We start from the raw sequence: 14,656 nt of genomic DNA, 5'->3' as shown, positions 1-14,656 counted from the left end.
ACCTGCGAGTCCCCCGGGGCACGCGGGCGGGGAGCGTCGGTGGGCCGTCGCTGCCGCGAAGCGCGAGGCAGGCCGGTTCCGGGCACCGCCGGAGCGTGCGGCAGGCTGCCGGCCGCTCGGCTCCGCCGGAACGGCTACGTGCGGCCGGAACGGCTACTCGCGGGTGATCCGCTCGCCGTGCCGGTCCTGGTGCTGCCCGTAGGGGGGCCGCGCGGTGGCCGGCGCCGTGTCCAGCCGGGCCGTGATCACCAGCGTGCCCTCCTCGATCTGGTAGTCGAGGGGCAGTCCCAGGCCGCGCATCGCGGCGACCATGCCGGTGTTGGAAGCCTGGGTCACGGCGTACACGCTCTCGCAGTGCGCCTCGGCGGCCATCGCGACCAGACGGCCGAGGAGCTCGGCCCCGATACCGCGCCGCTGCCACTCGTCCTCGACGAGCAGCGCGACCTCCGTCTCGTCCCCGTCCCACAGCAGGTGGCCCAGGCCGACGATGCGCCCGGACGCCGTCTGCACCGCGAGCGTGCGTCCGAAGCGCGGGCTGAGCAGGTGGTTCAGATAACGGTCCGCGTCCTTGACCGGGCCGTGGTAGCGCATGGAGAGGGTGCGCGGCGAGCACCGCTCGTGCATGTCCTTCGCGGCCTCCAGATCCCCGGTGTCGGCTCGGCGCACGGTGATGTCGTTGCCCTCGGGCAGCGTCAGTACGTCCTGGCCGAGCGGAACGCGCGGGCCGAGCCGGGCGTCCAGTTCCACCAGGGCCCGCGCCCGCGCGAACTCGGTCGGCGTGAAGGGCAGATACGGCCGCTCCACGGTGATCACCCCGCCTTCCGGTGCCCGCAGCCGCATCACGGTGTCCTCCAGCACTCCCTCGACGGGTACGGCGTCCGCCCCGCGCCCCTGGCCGAGCGGCCGGGCGGGCAGCGACCGGATGGTGCAGCGGCCCAGCAGCTGGCGCAGCGCGAGGGGGAGTTCCGCCGCGTCCAGTGCGGTGCGGGTGGCCAGTCCGAGCACCCGGGTCGGGGCGTCCACCAGGTCGTGCGCGTCGGCCCGTTCGATCCAGGTCGCGGTGCCGCCCGCCCGCGCCACCGCGCGGGTGATCTCGGCCGCGGGCAGCTCGGCGGGGGCCCGCAGCAGGAACTCGTCGACCGTGCCCTCACCCAGCGGATGCGTCTGGAGGCTGAGGATGTCCACCCGCTGACCGGCCAGCGCGGTGCACAGCGCCGCGAGTGATCCCGGCGCGTCCTTGACCGTCGTCCGCATGCGCCAGAGGGTGCTCGCCCCGCCCTGGGACGGAACGGTCGCGTGCGACGGGTCGAGCGGCCCGGCCTGCTCGGCGGAGCGAGGCCGGGTCCCGGTATCGGTCTCCGGAGGTGCGTGACCGTGGCGGCGTGCCCACCAGACGTGGAAGCCCGCCGTGGCGGCGAGCGCCGCCGCCGAGATCACCAGCAGGGCCGGGCCGTCCGGGCCGTGCCCGATCAGGTTCGCCGCGGCGTCCGCCACCGCCACGGCCGTGAAGACGGCGGCGAGTTCCACGACATCCCTGCGCCAGTGGTGCACGGGCCGTCCGTGCTTCGCGCGCGTCACATCAGACATGTCTCGATTCATGCAGCCACTGTGAAGGATGTGTGTTGCGTGATCACGAACGCTTTGTGACTGAGTGGTAAAGACAGAATCTGTACCTTTTACTGCTTTTTTGATTCCTAGGATGCGCCACCGGACCGCCCGCCCATCGAACCAGTTCACCCCCGGTCGGCGCCCGGCCGGCCCGGCCCGCCGACTACGTCAGGCGGCCACCCCCTCCGTCAGCGCGCTGCGCAGTCGCCGGGCCTGCGTCACCAGCCGGGAGGAGCCGCGCCGGGCCGCCGCCTGCGCCAGATGCGGCAGATCCCCGCGCGCACCGGACCGTTCGGCGCACTCCGAGGCCACCGTCAACAGCTCCCCGAGCCCCCGCCCGGCCGCCCGGTCGGCCGGAAGACCGGCGAGCAGGGGCGGCAGCGTCCGGCCGAGCACGCCCCAGACGGTGGCGTTGGCCCCGGTGGCCGCCGCCGTCCGCAGCGAGTCGGCCAGCCGCTGCGGCTTCACGGCCGCACCGCGCACCAGCTCCGCGAGGTCCGCGCCCAGCCCGGCCGCGTCCAGCTCGCCCCGGGCCGCCAGCACCAGCAGCGCGTCCACGGCGGCGAGCCGGTCCTCCGCGTGGCGGGCGCCGAGCCCGTAGGCCAGGCACAGGCGCACGGCGTCCCCCGCCTCCCCGCCCGATTCCGCGAGCAGCGGCAGGACGGCGGTGCCGCGCGCGTCGTCCACCGCGACCGCGGACAGGTCCCGCAGCAGCCGCACCGCCACCAGCTCGCGCCGCTCCGGGAGCAGCGCCAGCCAGTGCAGGCGCAGCTCGTCGCCCCAGTGCATGCAGTACTGCCGTCCGTCGAAGACGCCCACCGGGCGGCCCAGATGCGCGAACTCCGCCGGGAAGTCCTCCTGCAACTCGAGGAGTTCCGCGGTCTCGATCAGGACCCGGGGGCCCGAGGTACGTCTGCGCCGCGAAGGCAGCGAGGGCGCCTCGGAGACGAGCCAGGCGGCGAGCCGTGTTCCCTCGGGAGTGCCGAGCGCCGCCGCCCGGGTGGCGGCCGCCGCGGCTGCCGTCCGGTCCGTGCGTCGCACCCGCAGCAGCGCCTGCGCGAAGTCGGCCGTCGCGGGCCTGGCCCCCAGCCGTCGGTAGGCGTCGAGGCGCTCCACCAGCTGGTCCGGTTCCAGCAGGCCGGTGCTCCAGGTGGGCGTCGACAGCAGGAACGGCAGCGGGTCGGTCCGTATCCGGTACGCCACCTCCCACACCCGGGCCTCGAAGGCGCGGGCGAGCGCGCTGTGCGGGCAGCGCCGCTCCCTCGCGCCCTGCACGACGGCCCGGTGCAGCTGGGCGGTCGTGCACTGTCCCGCCAGCGTCGCCAGGACGAGGTCGAGGGCGTCCTCGGCGTCGTGGAACGCGTGGAAGGACGCCCCGTAGTGGTGCTCGGCCGGCAGGTGGTACTCGTGATCGGGGTGGGCGCCGCTCCACCACCGGCGTGCCGTCACCGGGGCGAGCGCCTCCAGCAGGCCCTCGCGGTCGCTGTACACATGCCGTACCAGGCCGTCGAGGGCGCGCTCGAACGCGGCGACGTCCCCCGAGGACGCGAGTACGGCGCCCAGTTCCGTCGCGAGTTCGACGGCCGAAGCGGGCGCCGGCGCGAGCCGCAGCGGCACGGGCACCGGCGGGAGTACCTCCGGGTGCGCCACGGCATCCCCGGCCTCGGGCGCGGCGCCCAGCGACCGCACCGCCCGGGTGCGCAGCACGGGGATCAACCCCGCCGCCGCATCGGCGACCTCGGCGCGCACCTCGGCCGAGGTCACCTTCCCGAGGTGCCGCTCGGCGAGCTTGAGCGCCCGCTCCTGCACGTCCGGGTCGTCGTACCCGAAGGCCTGCGCCACCACGGGCAGCAGCTCACCGGCCGAGGAGGCGTCCCGGGCGAGCACCTTCCCCAGCAGCACCAACTGCGCCCGTACGAGCTTCTTCTCGGTACGGAACAGCACGGCGGCCGACATCTCCGACAGCCGACGGGTGGTCAGCCCGCCCTCGACGGCCAGCGTGCCGAGCACCGACTGGGCGTGCGCGGCCACCACGGAGACCGCGTCCGAGGCCAGCGCCAGCCAGTCGGCCGTCCGCTCCCGCTGCTCGTCGCGGGTGAGCGCCAGGGCCTTGAGCAACCGCAGGAACACCCGGTGGTCGGCGGCGGTGCCGCCGCGCAGGAGCCGGGCCACGCACGCGTCGACGGTCGCGGTCCGGTCGAGGGCGCCCTCGACGGTCAGCAGGGCGATCGCGTCGGTCCAGTTGTTGGGCCCTTCCGCGGCGCCCCATTGCATACGGCTGCCGATGTCGTCCGTCTCGAACAGCGCCGCCACCAACCGCGCCAGGTGCGGATCCCGGCGCAACTGCTCCAGCACCGAGTCCCCGCGGTACCAGGTGGAGCCGATGCGTTCCACCCAGCCTCGTACATAGGCCTCGGTGGTCGGGACCGGGTGGCCCGAGAGCCGGACCAGTCCCGCCATCAGCTCGTGCGGCACACCCGAGGAGGCCGGGCGCTCGGCCAGCCGACGGGTCACCTCGGCGAGCCAGGCGGGGTCTCGGTCGCCCAGGACGTGCAGCAGCAGGTCCGACCTGGACGACGACGACCACTGGAGGTCGGAGGCCGCGATCCAGCTCGCCACCCCCGCCGCCCCGGTCTGACAGGCGGCGCCGGCCAGATGCAGGGCGGGGTAGGCGCGAAGCGCGTCCGACTCCCAGCGACGTGGCCGCAGTTCCTTGCGGAGCTGCTTCAACTCGGGGAAGGCCGCCCGCCGCTCGGTGTCCGTCATGCCGTCCAGCAGACGGACCACCTCGGCCGTCCGGCCCGTCCGCACGGCGTCCGTCAGTCCACTCATCGCGCACCCCCGTCGATTCCGGTCCCGCTCAGCTCCGCGACGGTGCCCCGCCGCGCCATCCGTACCGCGAGCGCGTGCTTGCACGGCCCGCGCCCGCCCCGGTACGCGGCCCACCACTGACAGCTGCACGTCAGCGCCCCGGCCTCGTCCCGCACCCGGTGTATGTGTCCGTCCTCGGCCGTCACCGTCCCGGTCGCGCCGTCCAGGGCGACCGCACCCGCCGTCACCAGGGCCCGGGCGGATCGCAGCCTCGGGTTGTGGCGCTCCACCCGCCGCGCGTCGTAGGGCAGTTCACGATGGAAGTAGGCCGCCTCCGCCGTGTCGTACCCGACGCGGCCCGAGGTGCCCAGCCGGACCAGCGCCGCCCGGACCCGCTCCATCGGCAGGCCCGAGGCGGCGGCGAGGTCCGCGACGTCGACACGGGGCTCCCAGGCCAGCAGCACCGACAGGAGTTCGGCGTCGGCCGCCGCCTCGTCCGTGGCCAGGGCCTCCAGGACCCCGCCCTCGCCGGAGAAACCGCGGGAGGCGTCCGGCGACAGTGTCAGGGTCAGCCGCATGCCCGGCAGGACCGCCTCCCAGGCACTCGCCGTCGCGGCGACGGAGCCGCCCGGGGCGACCGCCGGCCCGTACACCCGCAGGGCCGACGCGTGCCGCAGCACCCGCTGGAGTGCGACCAGCCGCTCCGGGCCGGGCAGACACACCGCGCCGGACACCGCGCGGGTCGTCGGCCGCAGCCCACGGCCCGCGGGCACCACCCACAGCGGGCCGCCCGAGCCGCCGCGGCCCGAACTCCGGGGCAGCGCGCGCAGGAACCGCACCGCCTCGGCGGCGGGCAGCTCGGCCCGCAGATCGAATCCGGCCGCCACCACCTGGGCCTCGGCGAAGCCGCGCAGCCAGCGGTCGGGCAGCGGCACCTTCTTCTCCACGACCGGGCCGTCCAGCGTGGTCACGGCGAGTTCCTCGGGGCCGACGCTCAAGTGCAGCGGATCGTCCCCGCCGAGCCGGGACAGGGCCTCGCGCAGCGGGTTGTTGACGTCCACGTTCGTCGTGCCGTGTCCCACCGCGCCGCCGTCCAGGCCGCCCCCGAGGACGTCCAGCCGCGCGTACACCCCGCCGCAGCCGGAGAAGGATTCGAAGCGCAGCCGGTCGCCGTTGCCCGTCACCACCGGATCCAGCGACGCGGGCAGCTGCCGCTGGTAGTAGCGTGTGGCCGCGACGTCCGCCACCGCCAGCAGCCCCGCCGCGGCGACCTGGGGAGCCGTCAGGAACCCGGCGAAGAAGCGCGGATGGGCCTCGGCTCCCACGGGCGTCAGGCCCTCGGACGTCTCCAGCGCCAGGCGCCGTCCGCCCGCGGCGGATTCCAGCACGGAGGGTCGTCGATAGGCCACGGCCTGCAAAGATCGCGTCATGGGAAAACCGTAGAGGCGACCACTGACAATCGGCCTGACCTGCGAAAACGCCGTCCTGCGGGGCCTGTTGAGCAGGCGGGGACACAACCTGCCCAACAGGCCAGGACTCCCGGGCTACTGCCCGACCCGACCCGGCTGGAGGACCTGGGTGAACAGCACGGTGCCGTCCTGTTCGCGCAGCCGCACCGTCAGTTCCCCGCTGCCGCCGTCGATGTCGACCTCGCCGAAGAACTGGTAGCCGCCCGCGGGCGAGACGTTGGACGCCGTCGGCGCCTTCACGAACACCCGCTCGGGACCGAAGGTGCCGTCCAGCGCACTGGCCGGGAAGGCACCGGCGTTCAGCGGACCCGACACGAACTCCCAGAGCGGCTCGAAGTCGGTGAACGCCGCCCGCGACGGCTGGTAGTGCTGGGCCGAGGTGTGGTGCACGTCGGCCGTCAGCCACACGGTGCCGGTGATCCGCCGGTGCTTGATGTACCGCAGCAGTTCGGCGATCTGGAGCTCACGGCCGAGCGGCGCGCCCGGGTCGCCCTGCGCCACCGCCTCGAAGTTCGCCCGGCCCTCGGTGGCGTCGGGCACGACCAGCCCGATCGGCATGTCCGCGGCGATGACCTTCCACACCGCACGCGAGCGCGACAGTTCCCGCTTGAGCCATTCCAGCTGTTCGCGGCCGAGGATGCCCTGCGGGTCCACGGCCTGGTCGTCGGGCGAGTTGGCGTTGCGGTAGGTCCGCATGTCCAGCACGAACAGGTCGAGCAGCGGCCCGTGACGCATGACCCGGTGGACCCGGCCCTGCGCGGCGCCCGGCCGCAGCGTCGAGACCGGGAAGTACTCGCTGAACGCCCGCCGGGCGCGGGCCGCCAGGGCGTCGACGCTCTTCTCGGTGTAGCGGGTGTCGGAGTCCGCGATCACCTCGCCCGGGTACCAGTTGTTGCGCACCTCGTGGTCGTCCCACTGGATGACCGACGGCACCCGGGCGTTGAACCGCCGCAGGTTCTCGTCGAGGAGGTTGTAGCGGAAGTTGCCGCGGAACTCGGCCAGGGTCTCGGCGACCTTCGCCTTCTCCTCGGTGGTGATGTTGCGCCAGGTGCCGCCGTCGGGCAGCGCCTGGGTCGCCGCGATCGGGCCGTCGGCGTAGATGTTGTCGCCGCTGCACACGAAGAAGTCCGGATCGAGCGCGGCCATGGCGTCGTAGATGCGGTAGCCGCCGAGGTCGGGGTTGATGCCCCAGCCCTGTCCTGCCAGGTCACCGGACCACAGGAAGCGCACCCCGTGCCGTCGGCCGGCCGGGACGGTGCGGAAGGTGCCGGTGACCGGTTCGCCGGTGCGGCGCGGGTCGTCCGGGTCGGCGAGCAGCACCCGGTAGTGGATCTGCTCGCCCGCGGGCAGCCCGTGCAGCCGGGTGGTGCCGGTGAAGTCGGTGTCCGGGCCCAGCAGCGGACCGTGCCAGGTGTGCGGGTTGCGGAACGACTCCGTGGCGGAGGTCTGGACGGTCATCCGGGCCGGGCGGTCGGAACGCACCCACACCAGCCCCGAGTCGGACGTCACGTCGCCGCTCTGCACGCCCCAGTCCGCCCGGGGGCGCCCGGACCGGGCGAACGCCGGTGCGGCACCGAGGCCGAGGGGCACGGTCAGGGCCGCCGCCGCGGCCAGCGAGCCGCGCAGCACGCTGCGACGGCCGGGGAACGGACGGTGTGACATGGATGCGCCTCCAGTGACGGGAACCGGCCGGTGTGCGATGTCACCCCACACCTACTGGCACACCGCAGCGCACACGCAAACCAGGAGTGAACAACGGACCGCGCCGCCGGGACACGCGAACCGGCCGCAGGCGCGGCCCGGTTCACCCGCCGGCCGCCAGGGCCATCCGGTGAATCCCGGCCCGGATCCGGGCAGGCGGCAGATGCGCGTACCCGAGGACCAGCCGCACCTCCCCGGACGCGTCGGCTGCCACGCCACCGGCACCCGGGTGCGCGCAGTGCGTCAGCGGGCGTACGGCGACACCGGCGGCGGCCACGCGCGCGAGGAACCGCTCCTCGGGCCCGTACCGGCGCGGCAGCGCGGCGATGGCGTGCAGGCCCGCCGCGATCCCGGTCACCGACGAACCGGGGAAGGCCTCCTGGAGAGCGGTCACCAGGGTGTCGCGGCGCTCGCGGTAGGCCCGCTGGCAGCGGCGCAGCTGACGGTCGTAGTCGCCGCGCTCCAGGAACCGCGCGAAAGCGGCCTGGTCCAGGGCGGGGTGGCCGAGGTCCAGGGTCCGCTTGCGCTCCACCACCTCGTCGGCCAGCGCGTCCGGCACGAGCAGCCAGCCCAGACGCAGGCCCGGCGCGAGGGACTTGCTGACCGAACCCGTGTACAGGACGCGTTCGGGGTCCAGTCCCTGGAGCGCGCCCACGGGGGCGCGGTCGTAGCGGAAGTCGCCGTCGTAGTCGTCCTCCAGGACGAACCCGTCCACCGCGCGTGCCCAGTCGAGGAGTTGTGCGCGGCGCCGTGCCGAGTAGGCGATCCCGGTCGGGTACTGGTGGGCGGGCGTCGTCACCACGGCCCGCACGCCGGAGGCCGTCAACGGCCCGAGGGCCAGCCCCTCCTTGTCCAGCGGCAGCGGTACGACGCCGACGCCGGCCGCGGCGTACAGACCGCTGTGCTGAGGGCTGCCCGGGTCTTCCACCCCGACGGCGGGCATACCGCGCGCGTGCAGGACGGATCCGAGCAGGGACGTCGCTTGGGCCACCCCGGAGACGACCACGATCCGCTCCGGGTCGGCGACCACACCCCGGCGTCGGGTGAGCAGTTCGGCCAGGGCGCCGCGCAGCCGGGGCAGCCCGCGCGGATCGGGATAGCCGAGGTGGTGGTGGGGCAGCTCGGCGAGCACACCGCGCAGCGCGGCGGTCCAGGCGGCGCGCGGGAACAGCGACAGATCCGGGGTGCCGGGCACGAAGTCGGCGCCGCCGCCGGGGGAGCGCGGAGCGAGGTCACGCGCGCGTGCGGGCGCGGGCCGCACCGCACCGCTCACCCAGGTCCCGGCACCGCGGCCGCTGCGCAGATAGCCCGCGGCGGTCAACTGCTCGTAGGCGTCCGTGACCAGGCCGCGCGAGACGCCGAGGTCCGCGGCGAGCTCCCGGCTGGACGGCAGCCGGGTGCCGGGAGCCAGACGCCCGCAGCGGACCGCCTCCCGCAGCGCGGCCTGGAGGGAGCGGCCACGCGCGCGTGCCGGTGCGGAGACGGCCGGCAGGAGCAGCTCCCAGGCGGGCGAGGCCGTCGAACCTGCCGGATTGGTCCCCGAAGACGTCATGGAAGTGGACCTTAAACGGGGCCGCCGCGAAACCTAGCGTCACCACCATGAACGCCACCCGCACGCGCGGCAGCCTCCTGGCCGCGCTCGCCTGCGCCCTCGTCGGCGCGTCCTTCACCGCCAACAGCGTCCTCGGCGACTTTCCGTACGCGGGCGGTCAGTTCCTGCGCTACGGCCTCGCCTGCCTGCTCCTGCTCCCGCTCGCCCGCGCGGAGGCGGCCGCCCGGCTGCGGGCGCTCACCCCGCGCCGGTGGGTCCGCCTCGCTCTGCTCGCGGCCGTCGGCATGGTCGGGTTCAACCTGGCCGTCCTCGCCGCCGAACGCTCCGCGGAACCCGCTGTCCCGGGGGTGCTCGTGGGCTGCGCGCCGGTGGTGGTGGCCGTCCTCGTACCCCTTCTGGAAGGACGCCGTCCCCGACGGGCCGTCCTGTACGGGGCGTTGCTCGTCGCCGTCGGCGCCTGCACCGTCCAGGGCTGGGGGCGCACGGACGCGGCGGGCATCGTCTTCTCCGGGTGCGCGCTGGTCGGTGAGGTCGGCTTCGCGGTCCTGGCCGTGCCGGTGCTCGCGGACCTGGGCCCCAGGCTGCTGTCCGCCACGGTGTGCGGACTGGCGGCCGTCGAGTCCGCCGTGGCGGGGCTGCTGCTGGACGGCGGGGCGTGGCTGCGGCGGCCCGGCGCCGACGAGGCCGCCGCACTGCTGTGGCAGGCGGTGATCGTCACCGTCGTCGGCTTCGTGTGCTGGTACATGGGCATGCAGCGGATCGGCGCGGAGCGCGCCACGCTGTTCTCCGGGCTCATCCCCGTCGCGGCCGCCTGCACCGCGCCGCTCGTCGGCACCGGCTCCTACGGTGCCGCCCAGGCCGTGGGCAGCGTCCTGGTCGGCGCCGGGGTCACCCTCGGCTCGGCGGCGCCGACCGCACGCGCGCGGGGATCAGCGGCTTCCGTCGAGGATGACCCGGGCGACCAGGGCCGGGTCGTCGTTCATCGGGCAGTGCCCGCAGCCGGGCAGCCGCACCAGCCGGGCCCGGGGGATGATCTGCTTGGCGCGCACCCCCTGGCGGCGCACGAGCAGCAGGTCCCGGGTGCCCCAGGCCACGGTGACCGGGATCCCGGGGATGTCGTCGGTGAATCGGACGTCCGCTCCGGTCCGCAGGGTCGCGTCGAAGCCCGTGGCGTGCGCCAGGGCGAGGGTCTCGGCGACCACGGCGTCGGGTGAGCGGCGCCCGGGGCGGGCGTAGATCGTGCTCGTCAGCGCCGTACGGCCGGCCGCCGTGCGCGCCAGGCGCTCGACCAGCGGCAGCGGTATCCGGCGGGCGATCCGCCGCATCGTGACCAGGACACCGAAGGCGTAGCGCCGTTCGGCCTCGGACCAGAACCCGGCGGGGGACAGGGCCGTGACGGACCGTACGAGCTTCTCGCGCCCCAGGTCGAGGGCGAGCAGGCCGCCCAGGGAATTGCCCGCCACATGCGGACGGTCCAGCTCCAGCGCCTCGCAGAACGCGCCGAACACGGCGCTGGTCGTGGGCAGGTCGTATGCGAGGCCGTCCGGCAGGCCCGGGGACGCGCCGAAGCCGGGCAGATCCACGGCGATCACGTCCCGTTCGGTGGCCAGGATGTCCACCACGGGGTCCCAGGCCTGCCGGTGGTGTCCTATGCCGTGCAGCAGGAGCAGTGGTTCGCCGCGGCCCACGCGCGCGTAGGAGACGGTCACGTTCTGCGGGCCCCGGGGGGAGGGGACCGGGAAGGAGACGGTGGTGGACATGGGGGTGCTCCTCGGCTGGACTCGCTGACGGACGCCGTAGACAGCTTGTCAGCAATTACTACCGACGGGTAGCCCTTCGTCGCCGCGCGTGTCCCGGCAGGCCCGGGCCTCAGCGGGCCCTGCACGCCGCCGGGTTGGGGATCGGACGCCCGACGTCCGGAACGGTGCCGGCCGGGAGCCCGCCCGGCCCGCACGCCGCCCGGCCCGCGCGCCGGACGGATCGTCACCCGGCGGTCTGCGGTCTTCACCCGGCGGTCGGCGGTCGGCGGTCGGCCGTGCGGGGGGTGAGGAGAACGGGCCCCTGACCGGGGGGTTTCGTTCGGATGTCACGAATGCGGCCCAGTGCGAACGCCTTGTGAACGCTCCACGGCGACCGGCCCAAATCGGGTCGGAAGGATCGAGGATTGGTATTGACCAAGGGTGGAGCCCGCCTTATCGTCGCAGAGAAGTGCAACAACCTTTAATAAACAAGGGCGCTTAAACGCCGCCGGAGCACGGCGATTGCGGAGGACAGGGTGGGGACCACGCAGCTGGAATCGGTGCCGGAACCGAAGTACTGGCATCTCAGGACCGTGCTCAGCGAGGCACTGGACTCCGAGTTCGCCGTGGGCGAGATCCTGCCCAACGAGCGAGACCTCGCCGCCCGCTTCGGCGTCGCCCGCGCCACCCTCCGTCAGGCCCTGGAGCAGCTGGAGCTGGAGGGCCGGCTCCAGCGCCGTCGCGGTGTCGGTACGACCGTCGCCCCGCCCCGGGTCGGTGTGGCCGTCGGCACCGGACAGCACGCCTGGCCGGGATCGGCCGAGGACGCCTGGCAGCCCGTCGACTGCACCCTGGACGTGCCGCCCGCAGCCGTCGCCGAGGTCCTGGGCACCGGCCCGGACGAAGCCGTGCACACGGTACGCCGGTCCCGGACGAGCCAGGGGCAGCCCGTCGCCGCCGAACTCCTGCACATCCCGCGGTCCTCGGTCCCCGACCTGTCCGCCATAGACGCGCCGTCCGGCACGGCACGCGCCCGTGCCGTGCTGCGCGAGGTCCAGCGGCTGGAACTGGAGGGCCGGGAGAACTCCGTCGAGCTCGGCTCGGCCCGCGCCGACGACGCCAAGGAGCTGGACCGGCTGCCCGGCGCCCCCGTCCTCGTCGTCACCACCCGCTTCCTCAGCGGGGGCCGGGTCGCCGCGCTCTCCGTGGCCACCTACCGCGCGGACACCTGCCGGCTCACCTTCGGCGCCTCGGGCGGTGTGGAGATCCACCACGGACCGGAGCGGCGCGCCTCCTGACCGACGTCCCGCCCGCGCCCCGGAACTCCACCGGGGCGCGCGGCGTTCTCCATGACGACACCCCGCGACGAACCGTCGGCTCCCGCTTCCGCGCCCGTCCACCGCGCCCGTCCGCCGGGCTTGGCGTCCCTGTGCCGCCCGCGGCTCCCGCCCGCCGGGCCGGCCGCAGGGCGGTCCGTGCCCGGCCTCGGTCGGTCAGTCCCGCGCGGTCGCCGTGCCCTCCACCGCGAACAACTGCTTCTCCACATGGTCCAGGGCCAGCCGCAGCGCACCCGTCGCCACGGCCGCCTCGCCGAGCAGGGACAGGGTCACCTTCGGCGGCCGCAGACAGTAGCGGGCCAGCTCGCGCCGCAGCGGCTCCAGCACCCCGTCCAGACCGGCCGCCCAGCCGCCGATGACCACCAGTTCCGGGTCGAGCGCCAGAGCGAGCGCCGCGACGTCGTGGACGAGCCGCTGGATGAACCGGTCGACGGCCGCCAGCGCCCGCTGGTCGCCCTGGCGCGCCTGTGCGAAGACCTGCGCGACCGCCTGCTCGTCCAGCGGGTGCAGCGGCTCGTCCGTGGTCGACAGCAGCGTCTCCGGAGTGACCTCCCGGCCCAGCAGATGCAGCGCGCCGATCTCGCCGGCCGCCCCGCCGAACCCGCGGTGCAGCCGCCCGCCGATCAGCGAACCGGCTCCCGGGCTCAGCCCGGCCAGCACGAACACGATGTCGTCCGACTCCCGGGCGCAGCCCTTCCAGTGCTCGGCGACGGCCGCCGCGTTCGCGTCGTTCTCGACCAGCACCGGACACTTGAAGGAACGGCTCAGCCGTTCACCGAGCCGCAGCCCGGTCCACTCGGGCAGCGCGGTGCCCAGCCGTACGGTGCCGTCCGCCTCGACGATCCCGGGCGTCGCCACCCCCACGGCGCGCAGCGAGTTCCGGGGCACCCCCGCCCGCCGCAGCAGCTCGGCGACCGCGGTGCGCAGCCGTTCCAGACGGTCGTCGGCGGAAGCCGTCTCCTCCACGTCCTTGGCCTGGGCCCCTATGATCCGGCCGTCCAGGTCGGCCAGGAGCGCGGCGACCCGGTGCGGGCCGATCTCCAGCCCCAGCAGATGACCGGCCTCCGCACGGAACCGGAACCGGCGCGCGGGACGCCCCTGGCGCCGCGTCGCACCCTCCTCGGCGGCCGTCTCGACGACCAGGCCGCCCACGATGAGGTCCTCGACGACGCCCTCGACCGTGGGCCGGGACAGCCCCGTCACCCTGGTGATCTCGGTCAGCGTCGCGCAGTCCGTGGCACGCAGCGCGTGCAGCACCACCGCGGAGTTGATCCTCCGCAACAGCGAGGGATCCCCGCCGGTCAGCCGCCCCAACGTCCGTCCTCCCAGCTCGTGCGCGTGTTGGCCGGATCGTACTCGGCGCGGAGGGGCCCGGCGAGCGCCGGGCACCCGGTCCCGCCCCGGACGTACCGTTTCAGCCCGGTGTCACGAACCCCGACTCGTACGCCATGATCACCGCCTGGGTGCGGTCCCGCGTCCCCAGCTTGGCCAGTACGGCGCTGACATGCGACTTCACCGTCTCCGTACCGACCGTCAGCCGGGCGGAGATCTCCCCGTTGGACAGGCCCCGGGTCATCAGGCGCAGCACCTCCGCCTCCCGTTCCGTCAGCCGGGCCCGGTCCAGGACCGCCCGGGCCTGCACGTTCCCGGACCGGCCGCCGTACTCGGCCGCCAACTGCCGTACCGTCGCGGGAAAGAGCAGCGAACCGCCCTCGGCGACCAGCCGTACCGCGTGCACGATCTCGGCCGGCCGGGCCCGCTTGAGCAGGAAGCCGTCGGCCCCCGCGCGCAGCGCGTCGTACACGTACTCGTCGTTCTCGAACGTGGTCACCACGATGATCTTCGGCGGTTCCGCGACCGTCCGCAGCACCGCGCGGGTGGCCTCGATGCCGTCCATCAGAGGCATGCGCACGTCCATGGCGACGACATCGGGCCGCAGTTGCCGCACCAGCGGGATCACCGCCGCGCCGTCCGCCGCCTCGCCGACCACCACGATGTCGGGCTGCGCCTCCAGGACGGCCCGCAGACCCGCGCGTACGAGGGGTTCGTCGTCGACGAGAAGAACGGTGATCGCCACCCGGCCAGCGTAGATCAGTGCAGCGGCAGCTCCGCGTGCACCTGCCAGTCGCCGTCGTCGACGCCCGTCCGCGCCCGGCCGCCGAGCAGCGCGGCCCGCTCGCGTATCCCCCGCAGACCGCTGCCCCGGCCGGACCGCACCGCACCCGCCGGGAGCGGATTGCGGACCTCCAGCGCGAGAGCGCCCCCGGCGGCCTCGACCCGCACCCGGACGGGTACGGCCCCCGCGTGCCGCAGCACGTTCGTCAGGGCCTCCTGGAGAATGCGATAGCCCTCCCGGGAGACGGGACCGGGCAGCGTGTCGAGCGGCCCGCTGAGCTCGGCGTCGACCTCGGCCCCGGAAGCACGCGCGGAGTCGAGCAG

At 74.6% G+C, this 14,656-nt stretch carries 10 protein-coding genes and 1 pseudogene; 2 read left to right on the top strand and 9 right to left on the bottom strand.

Annotation, left to right across the window (positions count from 1 at the left end):
• Positions 1–153: 153 nt before the first annotated feature.
• From ABT085_RS32885 to pdxR, 5 genes are all read right to left on the bottom strand, one after another.
• A complete protein-coding gene (locus ABT085_RS32885; protein ID WP_351616257.1) occupies positions 154–1,587 on the bottom strand; it encodes a GNAT family N-acetyltransferase in 1,434 nt (477 codons plus the stop codon).
• A gap of 189 nt (positions 1,588–1,776) precedes the next feature.
• Positions 1,777–4,440, bottom strand: coding sequence for a DUF7824 domain-containing protein (locus ABT085_RS32880; protein ID WP_351616254.1), 2,664 nt, complete (start codon positions 4,438–4,440; stop codon positions 1,777–1,779).
• On the bottom strand, positions 4,437–5,849 hold the full coding sequence (locus ABT085_RS32875; protein WP_351616252.1) for an SWIM zinc finger family protein: 1,413 nt from the start codon (positions 5,847–5,849) through the stop codon (positions 4,437–4,439). Before ABT085_RS32875 ends, ABT085_RS32880 begins: the two co-directional genes overlap by 4 nt.
• 114 nt (positions 5,850–5,963) lie before the next feature.
• Positions 5,964–7,550, bottom strand: a complete 1,587-nt coding sequence (locus ABT085_RS32870; RefSeq protein WP_351616249.1) for an alkaline phosphatase D family protein — start codon at positions 7,548–7,550, stop codon at positions 5,964–5,966.
• Positions 7,551–7,692: 142 nt separating this feature from the next.
• A complete protein-coding gene (pdxR, locus tag ABT085_RS32865; RefSeq protein WP_351616247.1) occupies positions 7,693–9,141 on the bottom strand; it encodes a MocR-like pyridoxine biosynthesis transcription factor PdxR in 1,449 nt (482 codons plus the stop codon).
• Positions 9,142–9,188: 47 nt separating this feature from the next.
• Here pdxR and ABT085_RS32860 point away from each other — a divergent pair.
• A pseudogene (locus tag ABT085_RS32860) lies at positions 9,189–9,977 on the top strand (EamA family transporter); the annotation flags it as partial.
• A 93-nt stretch (positions 9,978–10,070) separates the two neighbouring features.
• Here the strand turns inward: ABT085_RS32860 and ABT085_RS32855 are convergent.
• On the bottom strand, positions 10,071–10,901 hold the full coding sequence (locus ABT085_RS32855; protein ID WP_351616244.1) for an alpha/beta fold hydrolase: 831 nt from the start codon (positions 10,899–10,901) through the stop codon (positions 10,071–10,073).
• Positions 10,902–11,416: 515 nt separating this feature from the next.
• Here ABT085_RS32855 and ABT085_RS32850 point away from each other — a divergent pair.
• Entirely contained in the window at positions 11,417–12,178 is a 762-nt protein-coding gene (locus tag ABT085_RS32850; RefSeq protein WP_351616241.1) for a GntR family transcriptional regulator, read from the top strand.
• Between the two features lie 195 nt (positions 12,179–12,373).
• Here the strand turns inward: ABT085_RS32850 and ABT085_RS32845 are convergent, their stop codons facing one another.
• From ABT085_RS32845 to ABT085_RS32835, 3 genes are all read right to left on the bottom strand, one after another.
• Entirely contained in the window at positions 12,374–13,531 is a 1,158-nt protein-coding gene (locus ABT085_RS32845; RefSeq protein ID WP_351616238.1) for an ROK family transcriptional regulator, read from the bottom strand.
• 100 nt (positions 13,532–13,631) lie between these two features.
• A complete protein-coding gene (locus ABT085_RS32840; protein ID WP_351616236.1) occupies positions 13,632–14,294 on the bottom strand; it encodes a response regulator transcription factor in 663 nt (220 codons plus the stop codon).
• A gap of 14 nt (positions 14,295–14,308) precedes the next feature.
• On the bottom strand, positions 14,309–14,656 hold a 348-nt coding region (locus tag ABT085_RS32835; protein ID WP_502982859.1), incomplete at its 5' end, for a sensor histidine kinase.

This window comes from Streptomyces sp. NPDC002265, assembly GCF_040296125.1.
GTDB lineage: Bacteria > Actinomycetota > Actinomycetes > Streptomycetales > Streptomycetaceae > Streptomyces.
This window is presented reverse-complemented; position numbering and strand designations above follow the sequence as displayed.

Excerpts from the sequence above, each read along its gene's own strand:
- ABT085_RS32885 (WP_351616257.1), bottom strand. The coding sequence starts at position 1,587 with ATGTCTGATGTGACGCGCGCGAAGCACGGACGGCCCGTGCACCACTGG.
- ABT085_RS32880 (WP_351616254.1), bottom strand. The coding sequence starts at position 4,440 with ATGAGTGGACTGACGGACGCCGTGCGGACGGGCCGGACGGCCGAGGTG.
- ABT085_RS32875 (WP_351616252.1), bottom strand. The coding sequence starts at position 5,849 with ATGACGCGATCTTTGCAGGCCGTGGCCTATCGACGACCCTCCGTGCTG.
- ABT085_RS32870 (WP_351616249.1), bottom strand. The coding sequence starts at position 7,550 with ATGTCACACCGTCCGTTCCCCGGCCGTCGCAGCGTGCTGCGCGGCTCG.
- pdxR (WP_351616247.1), bottom strand. The coding sequence starts at position 9,141 with ATGACGTCTTCGGGGACCAATCCGGCAGGTTCGACGGCCTCGCCCGCC.
- ABT085_RS32855 (WP_351616244.1), bottom strand. The coding sequence starts at position 10,901 with ATGTCCACCACCGTCTCCTTCCCGGTCCCCTCCCCCCGGGGCCCGCAG.